Source organism: Mariniflexile maritimum, assembly GCF_009746565.1.
GTDB lineage: Bacteria > Bacteroidota > Bacteroidia > Flavobacteriales > Flavobacteriaceae > Mariniflexile > Mariniflexile maritimum.
On record NZ_WRPN01000008.1, the window covers coordinates 89,472 to 114,908 of the forward strand.

The window sequence follows — 25,437 nt, forward strand, 5'->3', positions numbered from 1 at the left end:
TGTTGAAAACATTAAACTTCATAAGAAATAATTTTTTGTTTAAAGTAACTTCGGTAAATACCTTGTTGGTAGTAGTTAGAATGGTTTTTTCTATTGTTACTCAGAAAATTCTAGCTATTTTAATTGGTGCGGAGGGAATTGCACAAGTTGGTAACTTGAAAAACGTCTATAGTTTTTTTGAGCAATTTTCAATCTTGGGTACATCCAATGGTTTGGTTAAGTATATTTCAGAGTTTAAAGACAATAGAGACAAGTTGAACGATTTGTTTTCAACCGGTATGGTTTTTGCAAGCATTGCATCGCTTTTTTCATTTTTAATCTTATTTTTTTGGTCAACATCGGTTAGTAATATTATTTTTGGAGAAAATAATCAGTTCGGTTACATCTTTAAAATATTGGCATTTGTTGTGCCATTCATGGGGGTTAATTCTATTTTGAATGCGTTATTAAATGGTGTTTCAGCATATAAAATTTATTCAAAAGTTACATTGGCAACCATCATTATAAGTTTTATATTAATTGTTTTTTTAACGATGAAAAGTAATGTTGAAGGCACTTTACTTGCTATTGTTTTAACTCCAGTTATTCAACTTATAATGGTCATTTTATTTTTTTCTAAGTTCTATGCTCAATTAATAGATGTCAATAAGTTTTCTTTTAATTTGAGTTTTAAAAATGGTTTACTTTCATATAGCATCATGAGTATTGTGGTTATCTTGTCTATAAATGCAACCGATGTAGCAGTACGTGATCTAATTGAAAAAAAAACTAGTGTCCAAGATGCTGGATATTGGACTGCATTAACTTCTATTTCTAAAACATATATGCAGTTTACTGCTGCTATTTTTCCGCTTTATATCTTGCCAAAATATTCGACTATAACATCAACTCATCACTTTAGAAAGGAAGTTTTAACTATTTACAAATTGTTATTACCATTTGTCGTTACTGGTTTGGTTTTTATCTATTTATTTAGAAATTTGGTAATACATCTACTTTACACTAATGAGTTTTTAGAAATGGCCAATTTGTTTAAATGGCAACTAATGGGAGATTTTTTAAAGTTTATAGCCTTAGTTATGGCTTACCAGTTTTTAGCGAAACGTCAAATTTGGTATTTTGTTTTTACCGAATTGCTTTCGGTAATATTATTCTATATTTTTTCGGTCTATTTTATAAAGCTATATGGAACCGAGGGTGTTGTTATGGCGCATTTTTTTAGATATATTGTTTATTTGCTGGTAGTACTTTATATTTTAAGATTTAATTTTATTGGGAAAGATAGAAGTTTATAATGGAACATAAATTACAAAATAATAGTCTGAAACTTGAAGTCTTAATTTCAACAATGCATAGGGTATCATTACATTTTGTAGATAAAATGTTTCCTTTCCAAGAAACAAAAAACATGAATATTCTTATAATTAATCAAACCGAAAGAGGGAAAGAGTTACAATCAATAATTCCAAATATTAGAGTCATTAATTCTTATGATAAAGGACTCTCAAAAAGTAGAAATTTAGCTTTACAAAATGCAAAAGGCGATATTTGTTTGATAGCAGATGATGATGTAGAATATTTTCCAAATTTTGAATATACAGTAAAAAAGGCATTTATTAGTTTTCCTGAAGCATCCATTATCCGATTTAAAATTAATACATTTTCTGGTGAGCAATATAAGTTGTATTCTTTGGTTTCTAAAAGATTGTTTAAAAAAAGGGAAATTGAAAACACCTCTTCAATAGAAATAGCTTTTATGCGGCAGAAAATTAGTAACGAAATTTATTTCAATGCTAATTTTGGCTTAGGAAGTTACTTTACATGTGGAGAGGAATATCTATTTTTAAAAGAAGCCTTAAAGAAAAATAAACAAGTTTATTTTGTAAGTGAAGCTATTGTAAAACATTCAGTCAAAAGATCAACCAGTAACATGGCTGATGACCAATTTGTAAAAGCCCAAGCAGCACTTTATTATCATGATTATAAAGAATTGAGCTATTTGTATTTAGTGAAACTCCTTTTTTTTCTATTTAGAAAAGGACTCATAAACAAAAAACAAATGATAAATAAATATAAGATAGGTGTTTTGGCTATCAAGACTTATAAAAAAATAAAATGAAAATCATTAAATATAAACGTCCCCTATTTTATCTCTTTTTGTTTCCAATAATTTTAGCATTCTCTTTTGAAAGTGTTTTTAAAAGCATAACACTTCCTAGGTTTTTCAACTTAACAGAAAATCTATTATTTGCAATCTTAATTGTATTATTTAGTTTTTTAATCACAGGCATAAAATACAAGAAACTATTCCTTACTGCCAGTGTTATTGTGTTTAACCTGTGCTTGTTGTTTGAAACGCTGTATTATTATTTATTTGATAACTTTTTATCTGCCTCAGCAATATTTGTTGTTTTAGAATCAAATTCTAACGAAATAAAAGAGTTTTTGTCTGTACATTTCGATAGATATGCATTAATTTTAGTAACGGTTTTTTTTCTGAATATTATCTATATTTCATTTAAAAAGAGAAAATATTTTAATGCATTTTTTGAATTTTCTGTTAATAGATTTTTAATATTTGAATTATTGTTGATGTTGTACTTTGTATTGAAACTAACAACATTAATAGTGTATAATGTTCCTTATATTTTGATAAAAGCACCAGTTTCATATTATCAAGAAATGAAGAAATTTAAGAATTATGGAAAAGAAAATAAAATTGGAAATTTTACAAACGTTAAGCATAATACAAAAGGAAAAGAATTGTATGTAATTGTTCTAGGTGAATCTACAAGTAAGAGGCATTTTAATTTGTATAATAATTATTACAGAGAAACTACCCCGTTGTTAAATAGCATAAAGGATGATTTGTTTGTTTTCAATAATGTTATAAGTGCGCATACATACACTATTGGGGCTTTGTCGAAGGCATTAACTTTGGGTAATTATGAAAACCCTGAAGCAAAATACAATGGAACAATAATTCAATTATTCAACCAAGCTAATTTTCAAACTTATTGGATTTCAAATCAAAGACCAGTTGGTATGATGGACACCCATATTACAAAGATTGGTTTAGGAGCTGGCAAATCATTTTTTTTAAATACTAAACATACCAGTGAGAACACAAATCTAGACGATGAATTAATTAAAAAAATGCGCGAAATTTTGTTAATTAAAGAAGATAAAAAAATAATCTTCTTGCATATGTTAGGGACTCATTTGAGTTATAAAAATAGGTTCCCTGCCAATCAAAACTATTTTAAAGATATGCCAAAAACAAAGTTTAATACTGAAAAAGCCTATAAAATAATTAATGACTACGACAACGCCATAAGGTACAACGACAAGTTGTTAAAACAAATTATTGATATTATTAAAGCTGAAAACAAGACGAGTTATGTTCTCTATTTTTCAGACCATGGTCAAGAAGTTTTTGACGATATTGATTTTTCTGGACATACAATAGATGAGAAAATTACAAAAAGTATGTACGAAATACCAATGTTTTTATGGGTTTCAGATAAATATAAATCTAAAAACAATTTAAAAATTAATATTGATAACAAATATATGACAGATGATATGTTTCATTCAATTGCAGATATAAGTAATGTAACTTCTGATCAAATTGATTCTACCCGTAGCATATTTAATGAAAAATTTAAAGAACGAAAACGAATTATAAAGGATACTATTGATTTTGATTTTTTTTTTAATAGACATTAACGAGAAAACGAATATTTTAACAGGAAGATAGTGTTTTCTAATGCAAATATCCTAAGGTTACGGTTTTTCCACAGATGGTTTTGATTAAAAAAAAAGATTTGTTAATAACTCCACATTTTTTTTTCATACAATTATTTTTAATTAATTAAATTTATTTAAATAATTCTTAATTATAGATTTGTATGAAAAAAATATCTTTATTGATTGGTTTAGCTGTAACATTTTCTTATTCTCAAGTTACAGATCAAAATGGAATTTTTGCTGTCGGTTCTGGTGGCAGTAGTTTAACCGGAAATATAGGAATAGGTTTAACACCATCTTCTAGTTCTAATTATAAGCTTGAAATAAATGGAGCGCTTAAAACAGTGAATCTTGAACTTACTAATTCTTTGCCCGAAGGCTCAACTTTCATTAATTGGAATGATTTAGCAAAAAAATCGACGGTACTGAATGTTGGTACATTGATTGATTTATCAAATGGTACTAGGGGTATGTATTTTTTAGATATTCCAATTTCAAATTTAACAACAAAGTCTTTGATGTATTTTGGTATAGATGATAGAAATTTAAAACAGAGATTTGTATTTACTGCAGAAGCGAATGGAGCATCTGATTTATCATTGAATGATAAAAATCAGATTGAATATTTTAAAGCTTTAGAAATGAGCGATGGGTCAAAAGTGGTTCAAATGAGTAACACAAATTCAAGGCTTAGAATCGGTGCATTTGGGAATTACTTGCCAGAGCACAAATTTGTGGTCAAAGATGGTAGTGCTATGATTGAAGGCAATATTCTTACTAATAATAATATTGGTATTGGTACTAATTCTTTTGTTGATGGAGTAGATAATTATAGATTATCAGTAGAAGGCAAAATAAGGGCTCATGGTGTTAAAGTTTACACTGCTTGGGCAGATTTTGTTTTTAATAAAGATTATAAACTTTTACCTTTAGATGATGTTAGAAAGTATATAGATATAAATGGACATTTACCAAATATTCCAAGTGCAAAAGATGTTAATGAAGAGGGCGTTGAATTAGGAAGCATGAGTGCGAAATTATTAGAAAAAATTGAAGAGCTAACTTTATATTTACTGAAACAAGACGCACAAATAAAAGTAATGGAAACCGAATTGTCTAATTTAAAAAAGCATAGAAATGGATAATCATATTCTTATTAAACGTTTATTGTTTATACATTTTTTTATTGTTTCTTTATTTTTGTTTGCACAAAAAGAAGAAATTTTTACTTATTATATTCATATGAATGGCGCCGAAAAAGGGAAAGAATTCATCTTAAAAAATAATAAGGCATTTTATAATGGAAAAAATTCTTCATTAAAGAGTTTTTTTAATAACTCTGACATAAAAAGTTTTTATCAAGCTTTTCCCGATATTCCAGATCCTAAATTGGAAAATATTTATGTTATTAAGACCTCTTATAAGCAACTGTGCAAAGATTTACTAAAGAAGTTTCCAACTTATTATGTTAAAGCAAATGATATTACTGGAGGTATAACTATGCTTAGTTATCCAAATGATTATGGTAAAACAAGTCCTGTAGCTAATTTAGGTATTAATGTGGCTAGGAAAGATCTTGATTATATTGGAGCACCAAATGCATGGAATATAACTACAGGTTCTAGTAATATTAAAGTTGGGATATCAGATACGGGTGTTAATAATGCTTTAGCTGATTTGGAAAAAACAAATTATATATCTGGATATGGCTCTACGAATGCCGCTCATGGTTCAAATGTCGCTGCATTAGCAGCAGCTCAAGGAGATAATGGCGTAGGTACTGTTGGAGTCTGCTATGATTGTGGTATACTTGCTGCTCCCTCTAATTTCGGATACACATCAGATGTGGTTTATTCACAGATTTATAAACTTGCAAGCCAGGGTGCCAAAGTAATTAATATGAGTTGGCTTAATTCATTGGGTTATGGTCCAGATGGCCATGGGTTTTTACAAGAAGAACAAGATGTAATTGACTATTGTGTTAATAATTTTGGAACAATATTTGTGGCTGCGGCTGGTAACATAAGTTCATTTTCAACTCCAACTTTGCATCATCCAAATCTTAGCGGAGGACCATTTGGAACCTTGTATGTTTACCCCGCATCATATAACAATGTGATATCAGTCAGTTTAGTTAATGATTTGAATACAGAATTAAATTCTGATTCATTTTGTTGTACAACTCCACTTATTGGTGCATTATATGATCGTATTGAAGACTCTGTTTCACCACAAATTGATGGTACAGATATTAATAATCCATTAGGAATATCGGGAAGTAACGGTTATGGATTGATTTATATGGCTACTTTGAATCCTAAAGTAGATATCCTTGCTCCAGGTTATAATCAGTTTGAGTATTGGGATTATAGTAATAATCAAGAATTCATATATAATGGCACATCTACGTCATATGCCGCTCCTTTGGTTACTGGTACAATCGGTTTAATGCTAAGTGTCAATCCTTGTTTAACGGGTCCTGAAGTTGAGGATGTACTTCAATTAGTATCAAAGGATATTGAACATATGCCTATAAATGCCTCATTTTTTGGTATGGTCGGTTCAGGTAAATTGGAAACAGGTAATTCTGTGCAATTTGTAAATGAGATGATGAAAGCTGACGGGATTGCTGTTATTAAAGATCATGTTTTTTATCGTTTTGATTTTAATCTAATTAACTTTATGAATAATTTGGTTATCGAAAATGTGAGTTTTATTGATTCAGCAACAGTAACTTTTAAAGCTAAAAACAGTATAGTTTTACTAGATGGTGCTTTATTTGAACCTAATACTTATGGATTTATAGATTTGAGCATTGATGGTGCTTTGTCTTCAAATTGTTTGCAAGTAGCTAATTCTCAAAATTCATTTAAAATAGAAAAAACCAAAGTTAGTGATTTTGTAGACACGAATTTTTTATTATTTCCCAATCCTACTAATGATGTTTTAAATATAAAAAATAAAGAATATTTAAGTACAGTTTCAATTTTAGATGTTACAGGTAAAATAATTTATTTTATAAAAAACATAAATTCAAAAGAATTACAATTAAATACATCAATTTTCAATTCAGGTATGTATTTTATTAAAATTAAAATGCAATCAGGTGAAGTCATTAGTAAAAAAATAATAAAAAATTAATCTAAAAAATTATCGGTATATTTATTATTAGGCATTTAAGTTGTTAACTAATCAAACGCAGTAAAATATAAATTTTTACGGCTTAAGTAGCGATGGAAGCGTTTTAAAAATATTAAGATGCCTTTTGGGGTATTTAAAAGGATAACTTGTTTGTAATTCAAATTTTCTAAATCAATCTCTTTTTTAACCTTTTTATAAAGTAGATTCTCCCCATTTAATTTGCTGCGCAGTGCTAGAGCGTATCGGTTTACATCCAAATACAATTTTAATGACGGATTGCGTTTTTCTTCCTCTAAAAAACTATTTGAAAAATGATAGCGTATATCATTATATTCATTTTTTGAAAGGCTGTCACCCACATACAATTTATACTTCATGGTTATAGTGGGATTAAAACTTACTGGGTATTTTAAAGCAAACCGAATCCATAAATCTAAATCCTGGGTGGTTTTATAATAAGGGTTAAAGCCTCCTAAACTTTCAAATAAGGTTTTTGAAAACCCAACGGCCGAAGTCCAAGCCACAGGATTTATAATGCTGGCTTTAAAATAATCAGGAACAAGTAAAGGTACTGTGCCATATTCAAAATTAAAAGTAGCTTTTCGGCTCATGCCTTCTCTATAAAAAACTTCATAGTTATTACAATACAATCCAGCATTTGGGAACATTGCTATTTGTTTTTTCAATTCCAACAAATGGTTTTCGTACCATATGTCATCCGCATCCAACAGCGCAATGTATTTAGAAGCGGCATGCGCAACACCAAAATTTCTAGCTACCGAAACGCCTTGGTTTTTTTGTTTTAACATCTTTATTTTTTCGTTTTTAAAAGAAGATGCAATTTGGTAACTTTTATCTGTGCTGCCATCATCAACAATAATAATTTCAAAATCGTCAAAAGACTGATTTAGAACACTTTTTATCGTGTTTTCAATGTATTTTTCTTTATTATAAAGTGGTATGATTACAGAAAAAAAAGGCATGGTTTTTTTTATTTTTTTAAAGAGCAAAGATAGCCCAATTTATAGAAATCAAATAATAGAAGGGAAGGGTAGTTCGATTTTAAATTCATTATTAACAATGGTTTAATGAGCTTAAAATTAAAGGCTATAATTTTATGGAGTCTAATTTTTTTTAAGATTTGATAGGCTTTTGTTATGTTGAAACCTTCTTTTTTTGCCTTATTGTCTTTAATTAAATGGTACAGATTTTCCATTGCATACTCCGTTTTCTTTAAAAAAGTAGTAGCATCGTCATCAGCATTATGTTCTACGGGGTTGTTGAAAAAAAATATCGGTATTTTTTTTTCTAATAAAGTGTCAAAAAAAAGCACATCTTCAAAGCCGTATTTTTTTAGGGATTCATCAAATTGATTTGAAATAAAAATTTCTTTTCTAATCATAAAATTTGATGAGCATAACGTTCTGAATTCCCTTTTCTTGGTGTATAACCATCTTAGTTTATATGGTTTTTTGGGCGGATGTTCAAGATGCGTCATGCCGCCCGATTTTACGTTTTTGTTATCTATCGACAGATATTTTTCGATAAAATCGGGTGTTTTAGGAAACGTTCCCGAATCTACAAATAACAGCAAATCATATTTTGCGTTCTTAGCCAGTAAGTTTCTTATGGCGCTTCTTCCAATATTGTTTGGTAGCTCTTTAAAGGTGCAATTTTGAAGGGTGTTTATGGTGCTATTCGTTTTGCTGAAGGCCGATTTAGAGCCATCATCATAAACCAATATTTCAAATTCAATACCGCATCCAATACATTGCCTGTGCAGTTCTTTAACTAAAGGAACACTATCAAAATTAAATGTTGGAATTAGTATAGAAAGCATCCTTATCCTTTCCGTTGTACCACTTCAAAAACTTGGTTCTCGTCGCATTTTAAGGTTTTACTGGGGTATTTTAAAAGCAGAGCGTAATCGTGGGTGGCCATTAAAATGGTATTGCCATTTTTGTTTATTTCCTGTAAAACTTCCATCACCTCAATGCTGGTTTGTGGGTCTAAATTGCCCGTAGGCTCATCCGCAAGGATCAGTTCGGGGTTGTTTAACAAGGCCCTGGCAATGGCAACGCGTTGTTGCTCGCCACCCGAAAGCTCGTGCGGGTATTTAAAACCCTGGGTTTTCATGCCTACCTTACTTAAAACCTGTTCCACACGGGCGTTCATTTCGGCTTTGTCCTTCCACCCGGTGGCTCTTAAAACAAACAATAAATTGTCGTTTACCGTGCTGTCCGACAGTAGTTTAAAATCCTGAAAAACCACGCCCAATTTGCGTCGTAAATACGGAATGTCACTTTCTTTTAGGGTTTTTAAATTAAAATCTACAATGTGCCCTTCGCCTTCGGTTAAGGGTAAATCGCCGTAAAGTGTTTTCATAAAACTACTTTTTCCGGTGCCCGTTTTTCCAATTAAATACACAAAATCGCCTTTGTTGATTTCAACATTTACTTTGGAAAGCACCAAACTATCGCCTTGGTATATGGAAACGTCTTTTAATTGCAGAATGGGAGTTGACATAAATACAATGGATTTTTTTTGTGTTGTAAAAGTATTATATAAAAGTTGAAAGTTAAAAGTTATGCGTTAAAAGTTTTAAAGAATCAGGTTTGAAGTTGAAATAATCAAAAATTATCATTTGTTACATGTTTACCCCGCAATGGCGCTAAGTTAGTTTATAGCGGATGCAAGACCATTTGGCAGAAAATATAAATTAGGAACTGCAACGGCGACAAAAAACCGCGACTTAAAACCAAATCACCCGCCTGCTGTCATTTTTAATAACTTCGTTTATAATTATCGCACAATTCTTGCGTTATAGGGTTTATATTAAATTATCTTTGAAATTAAATTAAAAAGCAGTGTTAATGACTATAAATAGCCGTATTTCCTTATTGGTTGCCATCAGTTTTAATGTTTACATGCAGGCACAACAGTCTGCCACCTATACCAGCGATTTGGCAACCTATCAAAAAGCGCTCACGCTTTACAACAACCAGCAATATTCAGCGGCACAATCGTTGTTTGGAACCGTTCAAAAGGAAACCAAAGAAGAGGTTTTATCATCCGATTGTGCATATTATATAGCCAATTGCGCCGTACGATTGAATCAGCAAAGCGCCGATCAATTGATAGAAAATTTTGTAAAGGAATACCCAACAAGCACCAAGCGCAATACCGCTTTTATTGATGTGGCCGATTTTTACTTCGCCAATGGAAAATATGCTTACGCCAGAAAATGGTACGATAAGGTAGATGAAAGCGGATTGGCACGCAGCGAAAAGGAAAAGTTTTATTTCAACAATGGCTATTCGGCCTTTTCAAGCAAGCAATTTAAGGAAGCCAACGAGTATTTAAAACGTGTTGAAAACTCAAAAGAATATGGTTCGCAAGCTAAATACTATATTGGGTTTATGGCCTATGAAGGCAACGATTATGAAAATGCCAATAAATATTTTGACCAAGTAAGCAACCAAGAACAGTACAAAGAAAAGCTATCGTACTATCAAGCCGACCTGAATTTTAAACTAGGGAATTTTGAAAAAGCCATTCAGTTGGCTAAGGCAAAGTTGAAAACCAGTGATGCTAACGAAGTTTCGGAACTCTCTAAAATTATAGGTGAAAGCTATTTTAATTTAGGAAATTATGCCGAGGCCGTTCCGTATTTACAGGCCTATAAAGGTAAAGACAGAAAATGGAGCAATACCGATTTTTACCAATTGGGCTATGCCTACTATAAGCAGGGAAATTTTGAAAAAGCGGTTTCAGAATTCAATAAAATTATTGGCGGCACCAATGCCATTGCCCAAAATGCCTATTATCATTTGGGCGAAAGCTATATAAAGCTCAACAAAAAACAGGAAGCTTTAAATGCGTTTAAAAATGCTTCGGAAATGGATTTCGATTTAAAAATTCAGGAAGATGCTTATCTAAATTACGCAAAACTGAGTTACGATATTGGAAATTCGTACCAATCGGCGCCCCAAATTTTGGCGGCTTATTTAGAAAAATACCCCAAAACAGCACAAAAAGAGGACGTTGAAAGCCTGCTTATTGATTCGTACATTACCTCAAAAAACTATAAAGAAGCCCTAAAGCTATTAGAAGGCAAAAAGAGTTTTGAAAACAAATCGGCTTACCAAAAAGTAGCTTTTTATAGAGGGCTGGAGTTGTTTAATGAAAACAATTTCACGGAAGCCAAAACACTGTTTGAAGGTTCTTTAAAAGAACCACGCGATGCCACATTTACAGCCCGGGCAACGTTCTGGAAAGCGGAAACCGACTATAATTTAAGCAATTACAACGATGCGTTGATTGGTTTTAAGCAATTTCAGCAATTGCCGGCATCTGCCTCAACACCCGAAAATAAAAATACCGATTATAACATCGCATACACCTATTTTAAATTGAAAAACTACAACCAATCTGCGCAGTTTTTCAACCAATTTATTACATCCAACAAAAATAAGGACGACCAGCGCCTGCATGATGCCTACCTGCGTTTGGGCGATGCTAATTTTGTATCCAGCGACTATAAAAATGCCATTACTGCCTATGAAAATGCTATTAAATTAAATACCCAGGATGCCGATTATGCATTTTTCCAAAAAGCCCTTAGTGCCGGATATATTGGTCAGGATTCCAAAAAAGTAAAGGAACTGGAGCAGTTTATTTCAGATTACCAAAAATCAAAATTACGTGATGATGCCCTTTACGAACTCGGGAATTCTTATGTGAAAATGGGACAAACCGACAAAGCGATACAAACCTATAATCGCTTAAATTCGGAATACAAAATGAGTTCGTTTGTTTCAAAATCGCTATTGCGACAAGGCTTGGTGTATTATAATGGCAGTAAAAACGAACTGGCCTTAACCAAGTTTAAGCAAGTGGCTAGCGAGTACCCCGAAACCCCCGAAGCTGCACAAGCAGTGGCCACGGCACGACTTATTTACATCGATTTAGGGCGCGTAAATGAATACGCAACGTGGGTGAAAACCTTAAAATATGTGGAGGTTACCGATGCCGATTTGGATAACGCTACCTACGAAGCCGCCGAAAAACAATATCTGGATAACAATACCGATAAAGCCATCACACAATTTAATGGCTATTTAAGTCAATTTGCAAACGGGTTGCACGCTTTACAGGCCCATTTTTATGTGGCCCAACTGTATTACAAAAAAGGGTTGATGGACAATGCCGCATCGCATTACCAATATGTGGTTGCAGCTTCCCGAAATGAATTTACCGAAGAAGCCTTATCGCGCTTATCGCAATTTTATTTGGAAAGCAAAAGTTGGAACAAGGCCATTCCGCTACTGGAACGTTTGGAAGAAGAAGCCAACTTCCCGCAAAATATCGTGTTTGCACAATCCAACCTAATGAAGGCAAATTACCAACTAGAAAGTTACAACAAAGCCGTTGCCTACGCAGAAAAGGTGTTGGCCAATTCAAAAATAGATAACAAAATCAAAGCCGATGCGCATATCATCATTGCACGTTCGGCAATAAAAACCGGCGATGAAACCAAGGCAAAAGACGCCTATGCTAAGGTTGAAACAGTGGCAACGGGCGAAACGGCGGCCGAAGCCTTATACTATAACGCCTATTTTAAACATAAGGAGGCTAAGTACGAGGCATCCAATACAACGGTTCAAAAATTGGCCAAAGATTTTTCAGGCTATAAATATTACAGTGCCAAAGGCTTGGTACTTATGGCTAAGAATTTTTATGCTTTAAACGATGCCTTTCAAGCCACTTACATCTTAGAAAGTGTGATTCAAAATTTCACCGACTTTAATGATGTTGTTGCCGAGGCCAAAACAGAGCTTAGCAAGATTAAGGCCTTGGAGGCCAAAACAAATTCGTCCATTCAACCAGAGGGGAATTAAAGTTAGAAGTTAAATATTCAGAATTAAAAAATCGTAAATTAAAAAATTCCAAAGCATGCGCAAGCACATAAAAACCATTATATTAGCTATTTGTTCGTTAAGCGTAACCGTTGTGGTTGCCCAAAAGAAATCCACCGACACCATTAACACGGGCGTTATCGACGTGGTGAAACCCTATACTCCCACCATTTCCGATGCCTTTAAAGTGAAGGAAACCCCATCGTTAAACGATGAAACGACCCAAGCTAAAAAGGATATTAAATACAACATTTTTTCTTTTCCGGTGGCTTCAACGTTTACACCTGCAAAAGGAAAAGCAGCCTCGGTTGATAAAGCTAAACCTATAAAGTTGTACGATAATTATGCCACTTTGGGCGTGGGTACCTATACCACCATTTTGGGTGAAGTTTATTTGAACCACGCCATTAGCCGAACCGAAAGTGTGGGCGGTTATGTGAGCCATCATTCTTCTGAAGGCGGTATTGAAGGCTTGTCGTTTAACGATAATTTTTCCGATTCAAAATTAAATATCAATTACACCTCGCGCCTGCGCGACTTATCATGGAAAGTAGAAGGCGGTTTCCAGTTTCAGGGCTATAATTGGTATGGTGTTCCACAAACGCAACTAACTGCAGCCCAAACAAATGGCATTGAAGTTGATCATACTTTTTTTGATGCGCATCTGGGTGGCGATGTGTCTTTTGAAGATACTTACATCAATTCGGCAAGCCTACTTTTTAGGCGTTTTGGCGACAACCAAGGTTCGGGTGAAAACAGATTTACATTTAAAGGAAAAGTGGATGTTCCCATAAATGATTATGAAATTGCTACCCATCTGGTTATTGATTATTTGGGAGGCAGTTTTAAAAGAGGCTATACAAGCATGAATGCATTGAATTACGGCAATTTTCAACTTGGAATTTCGCCAACCTACCAAATGAAACAAGACGATTTAACCATAGATTTAGGGGTTTCCCTCTTCTATTTGCACGATAACGAAGCCAGTAAAAGTAAATTGTACATTTACCCAAATGTTACGGCAACCTACCGATTGGTTGATGATGTGCTGATTGCCTATGGCGGTATTCAAGGCGATTTACAGCAAAATTCGTATTACGGTTTTGCTTCCGAAAACCCGTTTGTATCGCCTACTTTGAATATCATGCCTACCGACCAACTGTATAATGCCTACGTGGGTTTAAAAGGAAAAGTAACAAGCAACGTAAGCTATAATATTAGCGGCCGTTATATAGCCGACATAAGCAAAGCCTTGTTTAGGAACAATGAAATTACCTTAACCGCACAAGATTATACTTATGGAAATTCATTTGGAATGGTTTACGATAATGTAAAAACCTTGGGGCTTTCAGGTGAATTAAATGTAGATGTGAACAGAAATTTTACCTTGGCCATAAAAGCGGAAACATTTAGTTATAGCACCGATGATGAAGCAGAACCATGGAACTTGCCAACCTTAAAAGGCTCACTGTTTTTAGATTACCAGATAAGCGACAAGTGGTTTACTGGGGCCAATTTATTTTATGTAGGTGAGCGTAAAGACCAATTTTATCTCAATGATGGCATAACCGCAACCACCCCGTTTACAGTAACTTTAGATAGCTATTTTGATGCCAATGCCCATGTGGGCTATCATGTTACCGACCAGCTTTCCATATTTGCCAAAGCGAATAATGTTGGTAATAAAGCCTACCAAAAATGGCAAGATTTTCCGGTGCAAAGTGCGCAGTTTTTAGCGGGGGCCACCTATAAATTTGATTTTTAATTTCTGTGAATCCCGATAGCAACGGGAAGGAACTCCATGGTGTGGTTAACAAGGTTTCGTTTCCAGTCGCGCAATTGGTAGTTAACCATCCTGCAAGGTTTCTGGGTTTATAAAATGGAATAACTTAATAAATGAGATTGCTGCCTATGCTGGAATTAAGCGTGCCAAATAATCAAAATGTGTCCCGTTTAAAACCAGTTCGCATTTCAGTCCAACACTTTCACAGGCCATTTGTAGTTTTTCAAAATCCAGATACAACCATTTCATAGCGTCTTCTTCTTCGCCTTTATAGCTTAAAAAATAATCGAGTTCGCCGTAATAGTTAGAATGGGCATCCATCCAAAAACCACCATCATCATCTTCATACATATATTTAATATCCGACGAGTCAATCAGGATTTGCCCGTTACCAATCAATAAACTTTTTAAATGCGATAAATACCTTGAAACCTGTGCTAATTCCTGAAAAATGCCGGTGCCGTTCATTAATAGTAAAATGGTGTCAAAAGTTTCCGTTTCATCTAAAATGGGTTTTACTTCAGCATGTAAAACACCGCGTAATTTAGCGACTTCAATTGCCTTTTTTGAAATATCAATCGCTTTCACTCGAAACCCTTTTTCTTGTAAATAAAGTGAATGGCTTCCAGCGCCACAGCCCACATCCAAAACACGGCCTTTTGCCAATTTTAATGCCTTTTGTTCCAATTTGGGCATTTCTTTAAAACTGCGGAACAGGTAAGGGAGCGGTAAATCGTCTTCATCTGAAATACTGGTTGAAGTAATAATATCTTCAGTATAATTTCCGTTTTGGTAATCTAATAATGCTTTTCCGAAAAGGTCCTTCATAATATGTTCCGTCTTAGAGAGACTTTAAAAGTCGTGCAATTTATTAATTTTAGTTTCAATTTTTTTTTAAAGATTACTTCGGTCATTTTTCATTAGAAATAACGAAAAGTATTATTTTTACACCATGCATGACCTGATTAAAAACCTTCCAAAGCTCGCCAAAGATAAGCATAACGAGAACAAAAAATTCTTCGCGAAGCTAAAAAGTAAACCACCAAAAAATTTAGATTATGTGATGCAGGATTTACATGATGCCGAGTTTGAAAAAACCGATTGTTTGCAATGTGCCAATTGCTGTAAAACCACGGGGCCACTGTTTACAGATAAGGATATTGAGCGTATTTCGAAGCATTTTAAAATGAAAACGCAGCAATTTATAAACCAGTATTTGCAGATTGATGAAGATAATGATTACGTGCTACAAAGCGTACCATGCGCGTTTTTGGGTGCCGATAATTATTGCGCCATTTACGAGGTACGCCCAAAAGCCTGTCGCGAATTTCCACATACCGATAGAAAAAAGTTTCAGCAAATTTCAAATTTAACCTTGAAAAATGTGGCTATCTGTCCTGCTGCGTTTCATATTGTTGAAGCGATGAAGAAGCGGATTAAGGTTTAGTTTTCAATCACATTCGCAGTTTTCAATAAAATAAAAATCCTCCTAAACTTCCGCGTATCTCAGCGAACAATATTTTCACTATATTTATACAAAAAGTTGAAACTTGGAAACTTTCCTCAATTACTTTGAAACCATCCCATCATCCCATCGAAGCTTGATTTTGGTGGGTGGCTTAACCTTTTTTTGGGTTTTAGAGGGCGCTGTGCCCTTGTTTAAATTCAATTATAAAAAATGGCAACATGCCATTCCCAATATTTTTTTTACCATAACCACCATTATCATCAACTTTGCATTGGCTTTTTTGTTGCTACAATCGGCCGATTGGGTTATGGCAACCCAATTTGGTATCTTAAACTGGTTGCCCCAACTGCCACTTTGGTTGTATGTACTTTTTGGTATTTTTTTAATGGACTTTTTTGGGGCCTATTTGCCCCATTTTGTCGAGCATAAGGTAAAGCCGCTTTGGATGGTGCATTTGGTACACCATTCCGACCACCATGTGGATACCACTACGGCAAACCGACACCATCCGCTTGAAAGCGTTATCCGTTTTGTGTTTACGCTTTTGGGCGTTGTTGTTATTGGTGCGCCCATGGGTATAGTGCTGTTGTACCAATCGCTTTCGGTGGTGGCCACACAATTTACGCATGCCAATATTAAACTGCCCAAAAAGGTTGATGCTTTTTTAAGTTATGTTCTGGTGTCGCCCGATATGCATAAAGTGCACCATCACTACAAACTGCCTTATACCGATTCCAATTACGGAAACATTTTTTCGGTGTGGGACCGCCTTTTGGGAACGTATATGGAACTGGATAGGGAACACCTAATGTATGGCGTGGATGTATTTCCAGATGAAAAAGAAAACGGCCAGATTAAGAGTTTGTTGAAGCAACCGTTTCAAAAGTATAAAAAACCTACTGTTTAAATGGCTTTTATTTTTTTGTAGGCACGCTTTTTTTGTTTTCAAGTACCTTGGCGTAGACTATTTTATAAACCTAATCTGCAAATTCAGATTTACATAGAGAGCTCCATGTTCCTCATATATTTCACCAAATTGGTGCCGCGAAGAACTTGCGGTATCAAGCTTTGTATTATTCAGTAAATAATCTTCAAATTCGTTTTTGTTGTAAATATGGTAGCACAAAACGTCTCCATTTTCTTTTACAATTAAATAGCCGCCAGTAGCATCGTATTTACCTGTCCAAACTTGCGATGGCATCATTCCTAGGGCTACGTCTGTTAAAAAGCGTTTTATCTTGTATTCGTAAAAGGTATGCCCATTTTCAATGTTAAAGTTCAATGGGTTTTTTATGGCCGTTTTGGTTACCAAATCGGTTAGGTGCGAACAATCGGTTGAATAAAAATCGAGAACAATTTGCGAAAGAATTTCGGGCAGCAAACTGTCAATTAAAACCAGGTTGTTTGAGAATATTGACTTTTGGGCCTTGTGAAAATTTAAAGTGCAATTGTTCTGCAAAATGGCTTTTATACGTCCTTTTAAATCGGCCGATTCTTTTTTGCCTCTCTTTACCATTAAGGAATTTATTCTGCTAATTTCCTGCGGAAGTAGGGAGCCATTTATTTTGTAAATAAAATTAGTTGTTTTCCCTGCGTTTAATAGCGTAGAAGGGCTTCCAAGTTGTGATTTGATGCTGAAGCCTAAATTTGTTGTGTTCTTAAAAAAAATATCGTTGGAAATATGAATTTGTTTATTCCAATTTGAAATTATTGTTTTCCCAATGTTTTATATGAATAAACACTTGGTGTCATTTGATGAAAATATTTTGAAAGTGATAATCTAAAAATTCTTTTTTTGGTAAGAACCTTTCTGGCTTTATAATATTTTGATTATTAAATTTAATAAAGAAATCATTAACCGATTTGTCTTTTGAGAAATCATTAAAAAAATTTGAAACTTTAACTTTAAAGTCTGGTGTTACCGTAATGAAACCTCCATCAAAAGCCTTATCATGAATTGAATTTAGGCACAAACCATTATGAGGATTCGTTCTGTTTTCTACATCTTTCGACCAAGGTTTTATATGGCTTGCAACTAAAAAATCAGGTATTGAAAGTCCAGTGATACAGCATTTTAAATTATAAGAAGATAAAATCGTGCTTCTGAAGAAATTTTGATTAACACGGGCTTTTACAGTAGTTTCTCTATCTTTTCCATGTGGAAAATCATAAATATTAAAATCGTCAATTTCTTCAATTTTTTTATTTTGAAATTTTGCAATTAATTCTTCACTTTCAAAAGCTAGTTTTTCCCAATTTCCATTAAATTCATCCCAAATAGCTTCTTCAAGTTTGCTTCCATTCACTAAACCTGTAATGCCTTGTTTTTTTAATTCAGGGTCAAGTCTGCCAAAGTTTCCAATTTTCATGTTTAGGGCAGAAGGAGACCTGCCAATTATACGGGCATATTTTATGACTGTTGCGTTTGTTTTGCTACTATTTTTAAAAGGAATTTTGCAATAAACGTTAAATGCAACGATGGTTTCTTCTCTTGTCCAATTATTCTTTGCCATTTCGCTGCGGTTTATATGTCAATTCTTTCCTTAATCATTTCTTTTGTTTAACCGTACAAGTTAATAAAGTTTGTTGTTTTGGGCGGGTTTGTGGTGTATTTTTATTCACAATTTTATAACGAAAGTTTTTTGGGTGCAAAACAGGTTGTACAGGTGTTTTAATCTGTTGGTTAGTTAATAAAAACCTGTTCCAGTTCGTTGCCAAACTCTTGCATGGAAACGCCCGTTAAATTGGTTAAAACGGTCATTACCAGTTCTTCCTTTGGATAAACTACCAATATGGTTGAAGCGCCTACACCGCCACCTGTATGGTAGTATTTTGGGGTGCCCTTTTTTGAGGTTTCAACTGAAAAACCAAGTCCGTAGCCTGTTTTTTCTCCATTTTTTAAATGTTGTGAAGTAACGATTTCTGTAAGGGCTTCTTTTGAAACGGTTTTTGGAAAGATGATTTCGTTGCCAAATTTAACGATATCTTCAGAGGTTGATAAAAATCCGCCGCCAGCAACCTTAAATTCGTTGCACACCGGAGATGCCACGACCGGTTTCTTTAAAACAGCCGATTTTTTGTAAAATTGGGTACGGTTGGGCACAATCATATCCGATACATCCATCATGGAATGTGTCATCTGCAAGGGTTTGAAAATGGAATCGTTTATAAAAACATCAAAAGGCATTTTGGTGGCTTTTTGTATGACTTCGCTTAAAAGAACGTACCCAAATGAGCTGTAATTAAATTGGGTGCCCGGTTCGAATAATAGCGGGTCGTTTTTAAACAGGTCCAAACCTTCTGTGATGCTCATTTTTTTGTTCAGGGCATATTCGTTATTGTCTTTGTAATGCCTAATTCCAGATAAATTTGCCCCCAATTGCCTTATGGTAATATCGTAGGTTTGTTTTGGGTATTCGGGTATGTAATCGTAGATGCTCGCATCTAAATTTATTTTTTTGTCGTCTATCAATTTGGCCAAAGCAACCGCCGTTATGGATTTTGAGATACTGGCAATTCTAAAAATGGTACTGTCTGGTTTTACACGAATACTGGGTTTTTTATTGGAAAAACCAAAGCCTTTGGACCAAATAAGCTCGCCGTGTTGGGCTACCGAAATGGACATGCCCATAATGCCATGTTTTCTTAAAAATTTTTTGGCCAATTTTTGTGCTGCACGAATTTTAACTTGACTGGGGTTTTCAACGGTTTGGGTAAATCCTATGGCGCTTAATAAAAGCATGATTGCGGCAATAATTCTTTTCATTACAATATCTTAATTATAAATCACATAGTTGTTTCTGGTTTTTTTGAAGGTATCTAAACCTTGTTGCCATGATGCCCATATGGTTTCTTCAGATAAACCAGCTTCAATTTGTTGTTGCAGTTTTTTTGTGCCCGCTAATTTAGTAAAAAAGGCCGTAAAGAAATCGGATTTATTTTTAGTGTTTTTATAAGCCGAAATTAGCCAATCCAACCGTAAGCGATTTAAGGTATTTTCATTGGTTAGGTTCATGCCAAAACACATGGTGTCTTGATAGGGCGGTTGTTTGGCGCCTTCATTAGGTTTTGGTGTAAAGCTGTATGTAAAGCTGTTTTTGTTTAAATAGGGGCTGCCAAAAACCTGAAATTGGGTATGGGTGCCACGACCTACGCTTACGTTGGTGCCTTCAAAAAAACACAGGCTTGGGTATAAATTGATGGCTTTATCATTTGGTAAATTCGGACTCGGTTTTATGGGCAAGCTATACGCCATTTGGTGCGTGTAGTTTTTAACGGGAATCACTTTCAAATCGCATTGAACGTTATTTTTTAACCATTTTTCCCCGTTAATCATACGGGCATATTCGGCAATGGTCATGCCATGAACTACCGGTATGGGGTGCATGCCCACAAAACTGCGGTGTTCTTTTTCCAGCAGGGGGCCATCTATATAGTGTCCGTTGGGGTTGGGCCTATCCAAAATCAATACCGGAATGTGGGCCTCGGCACAGGCTTCCATAACATAGTGCAACGAGGAAATGTAGGTGTAAAAACGTGCGCCAACATCTTGAATATCAAAAATAACCAGCTCTAAATTTTTAAGTTGTTCGGGTTTGGGTTTTTTGTTGTCGCCGTAAAGCGATATAATGGGTATGCCCGTTTTGGTGTCGATACCATCCTTGATGTGTTCGCCTGCATCGGCAGTTCCTCTAAAACCATGCTCGGGAGCAAATACGGTTTTTATGGCAATTTTCAACGCTAATAACGAATCTACGAGATGGGTGTAATTTGGGTTTTGGGTTTTGGGTGATTGGTTTTGGGTATTCTTAAAAATCACCGAAGTTTGGTTCGCCACAACCCCCACGCGTTTTCCTTTTAGTAGGGGTAAATATGCCTCTGTTTGGTTGGCGCCCACCATAATTGTTGGTGGTTGTGTTTTTTCTATGTCCAGTTTTCCGCCACCTGTGTTTGGTATTTTGCCTTCCTGCCTCTGTCCGCCGTTTTCAGGTTGCTGTTTCCCTGAAAAGTTTCCACAAGAAATTAATACCAAAACAAATAATAAAACTGTATTTTTGAAAACCTTAAACTGCATAGTGTATTTTGAATTACGAGTTTTTTTTAGCTAAACGCATTATTGGTAGCAAAGCGTATAAAAGTAGTGTATCGGCACCAATAATAAAAATTGGCATCGCAGCCATTGCCATTGGTATTGTGGTGATGATGGTTGCCATAGCAACGGGCATTGGCCTACAACAAAAAATACGCGATAAGGTAGTGGCGTTTAACGGCCATGTAACCATTTCAAATTTTGATAGCAATGCATCGCAGGAAAGTGTGGCGCCCATTTCAAAAAAACAAGCATTTTATCCTGAGTTTAAGGCCGTAAATGGTGTAAAGCACGTACAGGCAGTTGCCGCTAAATTTGGGGTTATCCGAACGGAAACCGATTTTGAAGGCGCATACCTTAAAGGCGTTGGGGCCGATTACGATTGGACGTACTTTAAAGAGTTTTTGGTTGCAGGTAAGCTTCCCGATTATACAAAAACCAGGAGCGAGGACGTTTTAATATCTCAATATCTGGCCAATAGGCTAGGGTTTAAGATAGGTAAAACCTTTCAAATGGTATTTCCAAAAGACGATACCGAAAAATTACCAAACATCATCACTTATCATATTGTTGGTATCTATAATTCTGGTTTTCAAGATTTGGATGCCCAATATGTAATTGGCGATATACGTCACATTCAGCGTATCAACAAATGGAACGACGACCAAATTGGCAATTTTGAAGTGTTTATTGACAATTATGATGAACTGCCACAAAAGGGTATCGAAATTTACCAAAACACCCCATCAACCTTTAATACCCAAACCATTACCGAAAAATATGCTTCGGTGTTTGAGTGGATTCATATATTCGACAAAAATATTTACGGCATTATAGGCATTATGATATTGGTAGCGGGCATAAACATGATTACCGCCCTGTTGGTGTTAATATTGGAGCGCACCCAAATGATTGGGATTTTAAAAGCCCTGGGCAGCAATAATTGGAGCATCCGAAAATTATTTTTGTATAACGCTGGCTACCTTATTGTACTGGGCCTTTTTTGGGGAAATCTTATAGGTTTAGGCTTGCTGTTGGCACAGAAATATTTCAAGTTATTCCCGTTGGACCCCAGTGTTTATTACGTTACCGAAGCCCCCGTTTACATTAGTTTTGGTTATGTTTTAGCTTTAAATGTGGGCACGCTGGTATTGTGTTTGCTCATGCTTTTGGTGCCGTCGTACATCATTACCAAAATATCGCCTGTAAAAGCCATTCGGTTTGAATAATTTTTTTTGGGCGTGCCCCTATCCTGAAACAAGTTCAGGAACCGGGTCGGGCTATCCGTTACAAGTCCTCGCTGCCCCGAAAAAACGGGGCAGCTGTGGGCTTTTCACTGCTATCCCTCACGCAATGAACGTTTATCATTATTATTTTAAGTAAATACTATCAATTACCAGCTTAAAAGTTTCCTCTGTGTTATTACCTATTAAAAAGGCAATTTGCGCCATCTTTTCGCCCGGGTAATTAGGCATCTTTAAGGGTTTGCCCCTAAAACTGGGATACATGGAGTTGAAAGGGATTTCAATAGTATTCCAGTTTGTTGTGGTTTTAAAGGCAGCAACATACGAATGGATGTCGCAAACACTTGTTTTTACCCTAAATTGGTAGGTTTTGCCATCGCCCTTTAATTTTAAACAAATTGCTGTAAAGCCTGAAACCTGTTTGGTATCAAAATGGTATTTCACCATCGAAAACCCACCGTTATTTTCCAAGGATACCTTTCCGCTAAAAACCCCTAAACCAGCTTCATTTAAACTAATGGTACCGTTAGATTTTCCACCCATTACCACATCGTCAACGCTGTTCCAATGGCTCATGTCGCTGTTCTTGTTGAATTCAAATAGTATCATGTCGTAATTTTTTTAGGTTTGTAGTTCAATTTAAAAACCAACTGCCAATTAAAACTAAAAATAGGCAATCCTATTTAATGGCTGCTTTGTTTAATGGTTGCATTGGTGCCCATGCTCGTGGTGATGGTCGTGTTCGGCGCAACTTAAACCGCTATCAACCAGTAAACCTTGAAGAAATAATGCTACAATGTCCGTTGGGTTTCCCGAGCAACCCCGAACCACATCAATCCCCGCGTTGTTAAGCACGTTTATGGCGCCATTTCCAATACCACCGGCGAGCATTGTTTTAACGCCATGTTCAGCTAAAGTATTGGCAATATTTGATTTACATCCGCAACCTTGTTCGGCTTCCAAGGTTTCAATGTTTAAAATGGTGTTGGTTTCTGTAATGCTGTAAATAGCGTAAAAGGCACAATGTCCAAAATGGTCGTCTATTTCGTTGTTTTCTGTAACTGGAACTGCAATTTTCATCATGTTGTTTTTTTTAAGTTATTATCGTACCTGAATATTATTTTGAGGTTTTGTTTTTTAAGTTTCGATGTGGAATTTGTAATGGCTCATATTATAATTTCTTTGCCTGTTGCAAGTTTTTGCAAGTGGTTTTTAAAAATAGCTGCTAGTTTTTTTGAAGCGTTATGTCCTGTGCAATGCCCTGTATAATAGGTTGCCCCGTTTGCCAATCGTTTTAGTTCACGAGCAATGGCTGTTAGTTCTAGGTCTGTTTCGGTTTCCATAGAAGGCGTGGTATCAACGAGATGAAAACCGCCCATAATCGTTTTAATGGTACTGTTTGGTAAAGCGGATTTTACTGCCGAAACCATATTTAAAATGCCGTTGTGCGCACAGCCACTAAACAGATGGATGCCTTTGGTGGTATTGATGGCGAAAACCAATTCGTGTTCAAAATCGTCCTTAATTAAGGTTTTGCCGTTTTGTTTATAAAGCAAATTATTGCCTTTAGGAAGCGTATAAATTTTATGGATTGTTGGGATGATGTGCAAATTATCAAAACTAATTGTGGTGTTTTCAAGTAAGATGCATCTGTTTTTGTATTTCAGCAACTCAGTGGGATAGCCAATGTTCTTTTTTTCGTTAGTGCGTATGGAAACGTATTGAAAATCGAAAACAGCTCGTTTTAAATAGACGGTCGCTTTTTGGTTCATGTTCAAAAAATGGATTAAACCACCAATATGGTCGTAATGCCCATGCGAAATTATAACGGTATCAACTTCCTTTAAATTGAGGTTTAATTTTTCGGCATTTTTAAGGAAAGCATCGGTTTTTCCCGTATCGAAAAGAATGGTATTGGCTTCGGTTTTAATGTAAAGCGACAAACCGTGTTCCGAAACGAAGTGTTCGTTAAGGCTGGAATTTTCTAAAAGCGTGGTCACTTTCATTTTATTGATGGTTATTTCAAAATTTCCAAGGGTTCAACGGTGTCGAAATGGTGGCAGCCCGTACATTGAATGGTTTTATCGCTATCTTTTACCACTTTGAAGCATTTTTTGCATTTGTACCAATCCGCATCAAATTTTATGGTGCCTCCATCGATGACAATCGATTTCCCTTCAACAAATGCTTTTGAAATTTTAAATAGCGCACTGTTGTAGATGCGTGTAAGGGTGGGTCGTGATACATGCATGCGTTCTGCGGCCTCATCTTGCGAAAGGCTTTCGTAATTCACCAATTTAATGGATTCGTATTCATCATATTGAAGCACAATAGGTTGGGTGGCGCATCGGGCCATTCCAAAAGGCTTAAAACCTTTCATTTTGGGAGGGATACAAACGTTTCGGAATTTTTGCGGACGCGGCATGGGTAATATTTATAAGGAAACAATTAATTCTTTTTACAAATATAATGAACGTAGGTTCATAAATAACATCATTTACTATATATTTGTAAAACTATTTATGAACACAAGTTCATTATAAAAGTCAAGTATTTCAATAAAAACAATAAAAGTAGCCTCGGATGGAATTAGCAGCACGAATCGAAAAATCGGAAACAAGACAGTTTAAAATGGTGTTTCCCAATACATTAAACGACCACGAAACCTTGTTTGGTGGAACTGCCATGAAATGGATGGACGAAGTAGCCTACATAACCGCCACGCGTTTTGCAAGGTTGAAAATGGTAACGATATCGACCGACAAAATAAAGTTTAAACATGCCATAAAACCCGGAACCATTGCCGAAATTATTGGTAAAGTGGTAAACATTGGCAATTTTAAACTGGATATTCAAGTAGAGATTTGGGTTGAAAGCATGCATGGTTACGATAGACTGATGGCTGTTGATGCCGTATTTACCTTTGCCGCCATTAACGAACAAGGGAAGTTGATCCCTTTAACAGAAAAGCAATTTATAGCAGCTCTCAATTGAGTTGGTGCTTTTGTTTTAATTGAAAACGGCGACTGGAAACGGATTTCAAA

The 25,437-nt window shown here is 35.1% G+C and carries 23 protein-coding genes; 11 read left to right on the forward strand and 12 right to left on the reverse strand.

The window, feature by feature from the left end:
* Positions 1-2: 2 nt before the first annotated feature.
* The 5 genes from GQO80_RS11290 (at position 3) to GQO80_RS11310 (ending at position 6,891) form a co-directional block, all read left to right on the forward strand.
* Positions 3-1,295 (forward strand): O-antigen translocase, encoded by a 1,293-nt coding sequence (locus GQO80_RS11290; protein WP_157208467.1) that lies wholly within the window; start codon positions 3-5, stop codon positions 1,293-1,295.
* The gene (locus tag GQO80_RS11295; RefSeq protein ID WP_157208468.1) at positions 1,295-2,119 is read left to right on the forward strand and encodes a glycosyltransferase family 2 protein; all 825 of its coding nucleotides are present in this window, start codon (positions 1,295-1,297) and stop codon (positions 2,117-2,119) included. Before GQO80_RS11290 ends, GQO80_RS11295 begins: the two co-directional genes overlap by 1 nt.
* Positions 2,116-3,729, forward strand: coding sequence for a phosphoethanolamine transferase (locus tag GQO80_RS11300; RefSeq protein WP_157208469.1), 1,614 nt, complete (start codon positions 2,116-2,118; stop codon positions 3,727-3,729). Before GQO80_RS11295 ends, GQO80_RS11300 begins: the two co-directional genes overlap by 4 nt.
* A 182-nt stretch (positions 3,730-3,911) precedes the next feature.
* Positions 3,912-4,895: a hypothetical protein gene (locus tag GQO80_RS11305; protein WP_157208470.1), complete on the forward strand. Its 984-nt coding sequence runs from the start codon at positions 3,912-3,914 to the stop codon at positions 4,893-4,895.
* On the forward strand, positions 4,888-6,891 hold the full coding sequence (locus GQO80_RS11310) for a S8 family serine peptidase (protein ID WP_157208471.1): 2,004 nt from the start codon (positions 4,888-4,890) through the stop codon (positions 6,889-6,891). Before GQO80_RS11305 ends, GQO80_RS11310 begins: the two co-directional genes overlap by 8 nt.
* A gap of 47 nt (positions 6,892-6,938) precedes the next feature.
* Here GQO80_RS11310 and GQO80_RS11315 read toward each other — a convergent pair whose 3' ends face one another.
* The 3 genes from GQO80_RS11315 to GQO80_RS11325 are packed head-to-tail and all read right to left on the reverse strand — an operon-like array spanning position 6,939 to position 9,417.
* Positions 6,939-7,874 (reverse strand): glycosyltransferase family 2 protein, encoded by a 936-nt coding sequence (locus GQO80_RS11315; RefSeq protein WP_157208472.1) that lies wholly within the window; start codon positions 7,872-7,874, stop codon positions 6,939-6,941.
* Positions 7,875-7,882: 8 nt separating this feature from the next.
* The gene (locus GQO80_RS11320) at positions 7,883-8,731 is read right to left on the reverse strand and encodes a glycosyltransferase family 2 protein (RefSeq protein ID WP_157208473.1); all 849 of its coding nucleotides are present in this window, start codon (positions 8,729-8,731) and stop codon (positions 7,883-7,885) included.
* 2 nt (positions 8,732-8,733) lie between these two features.
* Positions 8,734-9,417, reverse strand: a complete 684-nt coding sequence (locus GQO80_RS11325) for a cell division ATP-binding protein FtsE (protein ID WP_157208474.1) — start codon at positions 9,415-9,417, stop codon at positions 8,734-8,736.
* A gap of 347 nt (positions 9,418-9,764) precedes the next feature.
* Between GQO80_RS11325 and GQO80_RS11330 the strand changes: the two genes are divergently transcribed.
* Both GQO80_RS11330 and GQO80_RS11335 read left to right on the forward strand, forming a co-directional pair.
* Entirely contained in the window at positions 9,765-12,791 is a 3,027-nt protein-coding gene (locus GQO80_RS11330; protein ID WP_157208475.1) for a tetratricopeptide repeat protein, read from the forward strand.
* 55 nt (positions 12,792-12,846) lie between these two features.
* Entirely contained in the window at positions 12,847-14,574 is a 1,728-nt protein-coding gene (locus GQO80_RS11335; protein ID WP_157208476.1) for a porin family protein, read from the forward strand.
* 144 nt (positions 14,575-14,718) lie between these two features.
* Here the strand turns inward: GQO80_RS11335 and GQO80_RS11340 are convergent, their stop codons facing one another.
* Positions 14,719-15,420 (reverse strand): class I SAM-dependent methyltransferase, encoded by a 702-nt coding sequence (locus tag GQO80_RS11340; RefSeq protein WP_157208477.1) that lies wholly within the window; start codon positions 15,418-15,420, stop codon positions 14,719-14,721.
* A gap of 124 nt (positions 15,421-15,544) precedes the next feature.
* Between GQO80_RS11340 and GQO80_RS11345 the strand changes: the two genes are divergently transcribed.
* Positions 15,545-16,039 carry a YkgJ family cysteine cluster protein gene (locus GQO80_RS11345; RefSeq protein ID WP_157208478.1) on the forward strand — a complete coding sequence of 165 codons (495 nt, stop codon included), beginning with the start codon at positions 15,545-15,547 and terminating at the stop codon, positions 16,037-16,039.
* Positions 16,040-16,142: 103 nt separating this feature from the next.
* On the forward strand, positions 16,143-16,967 hold the full coding sequence (locus tag GQO80_RS11350; RefSeq protein ID WP_157208479.1) for a sterol desaturase family protein: 825 nt from the start codon (positions 16,143-16,145) through the stop codon (positions 16,965-16,967).
* A 57-nt stretch (positions 16,968-17,024) separates the two neighbouring features.
* Here the strand turns inward: GQO80_RS11350 and GQO80_RS11355 are convergent, their stop codons facing one another.
* From GQO80_RS11355 to GQO80_RS11370, 4 genes are all read right to left on the reverse strand, one after another.
* Positions 17,025-17,783 carry an HpaII family restriction endonuclease gene (locus GQO80_RS11355; RefSeq protein ID WP_157208480.1) on the reverse strand — a complete coding sequence of 253 codons (759 nt, stop codon included), beginning with the start codon at positions 17,781-17,783 and terminating at the stop codon, positions 17,025-17,027.
* Between the two features lie 25 nt (positions 17,784-17,808).
* Positions 17,809-18,573 (reverse strand): HNH endonuclease, encoded by a 765-nt coding sequence (locus tag GQO80_RS11360; protein WP_157208481.1) that lies wholly within the window; start codon positions 18,571-18,573, stop codon positions 17,809-17,811.
* 170 nt (positions 18,574-18,743) lie between these two features.
* Positions 18,744-19,826: a serine hydrolase domain-containing protein gene (locus tag GQO80_RS11365; protein WP_157208482.1), complete on the reverse strand. Its 1,083-nt coding sequence runs from the start codon at positions 19,824-19,826 to the stop codon at positions 18,744-18,746.
* A 9-nt stretch (positions 19,827-19,835) separates the two neighbouring features.
* Positions 19,836-21,134 (reverse strand): exo-beta-N-acetylmuramidase NamZ family protein, encoded by a 1,299-nt coding sequence (locus GQO80_RS11370; protein ID WP_157208483.1) that lies wholly within the window; start codon positions 21,132-21,134, stop codon positions 19,836-19,838.
* A gap of 8 nt (positions 21,135-21,142) precedes the next feature.
* Between GQO80_RS11370 and GQO80_RS11375 the strand changes: the two genes are divergently transcribed.
* Positions 21,143-22,378 (forward strand): ABC transporter permease, encoded by a 1,236-nt coding sequence (locus GQO80_RS11375; protein ID WP_157208484.1) that lies wholly within the window; start codon positions 21,143-21,145, stop codon positions 22,376-22,378.
* A 141-nt stretch (positions 22,379-22,519) separates the two neighbouring features.
* Here the strand turns inward: GQO80_RS11375 and GQO80_RS11380 are convergent, their stop codons facing one another.
* The 4 genes from GQO80_RS11380 to GQO80_RS11395 form a co-directional block, all read right to left on the reverse strand.
* A complete protein-coding gene (locus GQO80_RS11380) occupies positions 22,520-23,002 on the reverse strand; it encodes a CIA30 family protein (RefSeq protein ID WP_157208485.1) in 483 nt (160 codons plus the stop codon).
* A gap of 90 nt (positions 23,003-23,092) precedes the next feature.
* Positions 23,093-23,476: a NifB/NifX family molybdenum-iron cluster-binding protein gene (locus GQO80_RS11385; protein WP_198037772.1), complete on the reverse strand. Its 384-nt coding sequence runs from the start codon at positions 23,474-23,476 to the stop codon at positions 23,093-23,095.
* A gap of 83 nt (positions 23,477-23,559) precedes the next feature.
* Entirely contained in the window at positions 23,560-24,399 is an 840-nt protein-coding gene (locus GQO80_RS11390) for an MBL fold metallo-hydrolase (protein ID WP_157208486.1), read from the reverse strand.
* A gap of 11 nt (positions 24,400-24,410) precedes the next feature.
* A complete protein-coding gene (locus GQO80_RS11395) occupies positions 24,411-24,818 on the reverse strand; it encodes a DUF134 domain-containing protein (protein WP_157208487.1) in 408 nt (135 codons plus the stop codon).
* Positions 24,819-24,976: 158 nt separating this feature from the next.
* On the opposite strand from GQO80_RS11395, the gene GQO80_RS11400 reads away from it, so the two are divergent.
* The gene (locus GQO80_RS11400) at positions 24,977-25,387 is read left to right on the forward strand and encodes an acyl-CoA thioesterase (protein ID WP_157208488.1); all 411 of its coding nucleotides are present in this window, start codon (positions 24,977-24,979) and stop codon (positions 25,385-25,387) included.
* The last annotated feature ends 50 nt before the right edge of the window (positions 25,388-25,437 follow it).

Coding starts and splice junctions, on each gene's coding strand:
- GQO80_RS11325 (WP_157208474.1), bottom strand. CDS start 9,417: ATGTCAACTCCCATTCTGCAATTAAAAGACGTTTCCATATACCAAGGC.
- GQO80_RS11395 (WP_157208487.1), bottom strand. CDS start 24,818: ATGCCGCGTCCGCAAAAATTCCGAAACGTTTGTATCCCTCCCAAAATG.
- GQO80_RS11380 (WP_157208485.1), bottom strand. CDS start 23,002: ATGATACTATTTGAATTCAACAAGAACAGCGACATGAGCCATTGGAAC.
- GQO80_RS11340 (WP_157208477.1), bottom strand. CDS start 15,420: ATGAAGGACCTTTTCGGAAAAGCATTATTAGATTACCAAAACGGAAAT.
- GQO80_RS11370 (WP_157208483.1), bottom strand. CDS start 21,134: ATGCAGTTTAAGGTTTTCAAAAATACAGTTTTATTATTTGTTTTGGTA.
- GQO80_RS11400 (WP_157208488.1), top strand. CDS start 24,977: ATGGAATTAGCAGCACGAATCGAAAAATCGGAAACAAGACAGTTTAAA.
- GQO80_RS11385 (WP_198037772.1), bottom strand. CDS start 23,476: ATGATGAAAATTGCAGTTCCAGTTACAGAAAACAACGAAATAGACGAC.
- GQO80_RS11345 (WP_157208478.1), top strand. CDS start 15,545: ATGCATGACCTGATTAAAAACCTTCCAAAGCTCGCCAAAGATAAGCAT.
- GQO80_RS11390 (WP_157208486.1), bottom strand. CDS start 24,399: ATGAAAGTGACCACGCTTTTAGAAAATTCCAGCCTTAACGAACACTTC.
- GQO80_RS11295 (WP_157208468.1), top strand. CDS start 1,295: ATGGAACATAAATTACAAAATAATAGTCTGAAACTTGAAGTCTTAATT.
- GQO80_RS11320 (WP_157208473.1), bottom strand. CDS start 8,731: ATGCTTTCTATACTAATTCCAACATTTAATTTTGATAGTGTTCCTTTA.
- GQO80_RS11360 (WP_157208481.1), bottom strand. CDS start 18,573: ATGGCAAAGAATAATTGGACAAGAGAAGAAACCATCGTTGCATTTAAC.
- GQO80_RS11305 (WP_157208470.1), top strand. CDS start 3,912: ATGAAAAAAATATCTTTATTGATTGGTTTAGCTGTAACATTTTCTTAT.
- GQO80_RS11335 (WP_157208476.1), top strand. CDS start 12,847: ATGCGCAAGCACATAAAAACCATTATATTAGCTATTTGTTCGTTAAGC.
- GQO80_RS11300 (WP_157208469.1), top strand. CDS start 2,116: ATGAAAATCATTAAATATAAACGTCCCCTATTTTATCTCTTTTTGTTT.
- GQO80_RS11365 (WP_157208482.1), bottom strand. CDS start 19,826: ATGAAAAGAATTATTGCCGCAATCATGCTTTTATTAAGCGCCATAGGA.
- GQO80_RS11315 (WP_157208472.1), bottom strand. CDS start 7,874: ATGCCTTTTTTTTCTGTAATCATACCACTTTATAATAAAGAAAAATAC.
- GQO80_RS11310 (WP_157208471.1), top strand. CDS start 4,888: ATGGATAATCATATTCTTATTAAACGTTTATTGTTTATACATTTTTTT.
- GQO80_RS11330 (WP_157208475.1), top strand. CDS start 9,765: ATGACTATAAATAGCCGTATTTCCTTATTGGTTGCCATCAGTTTTAAT.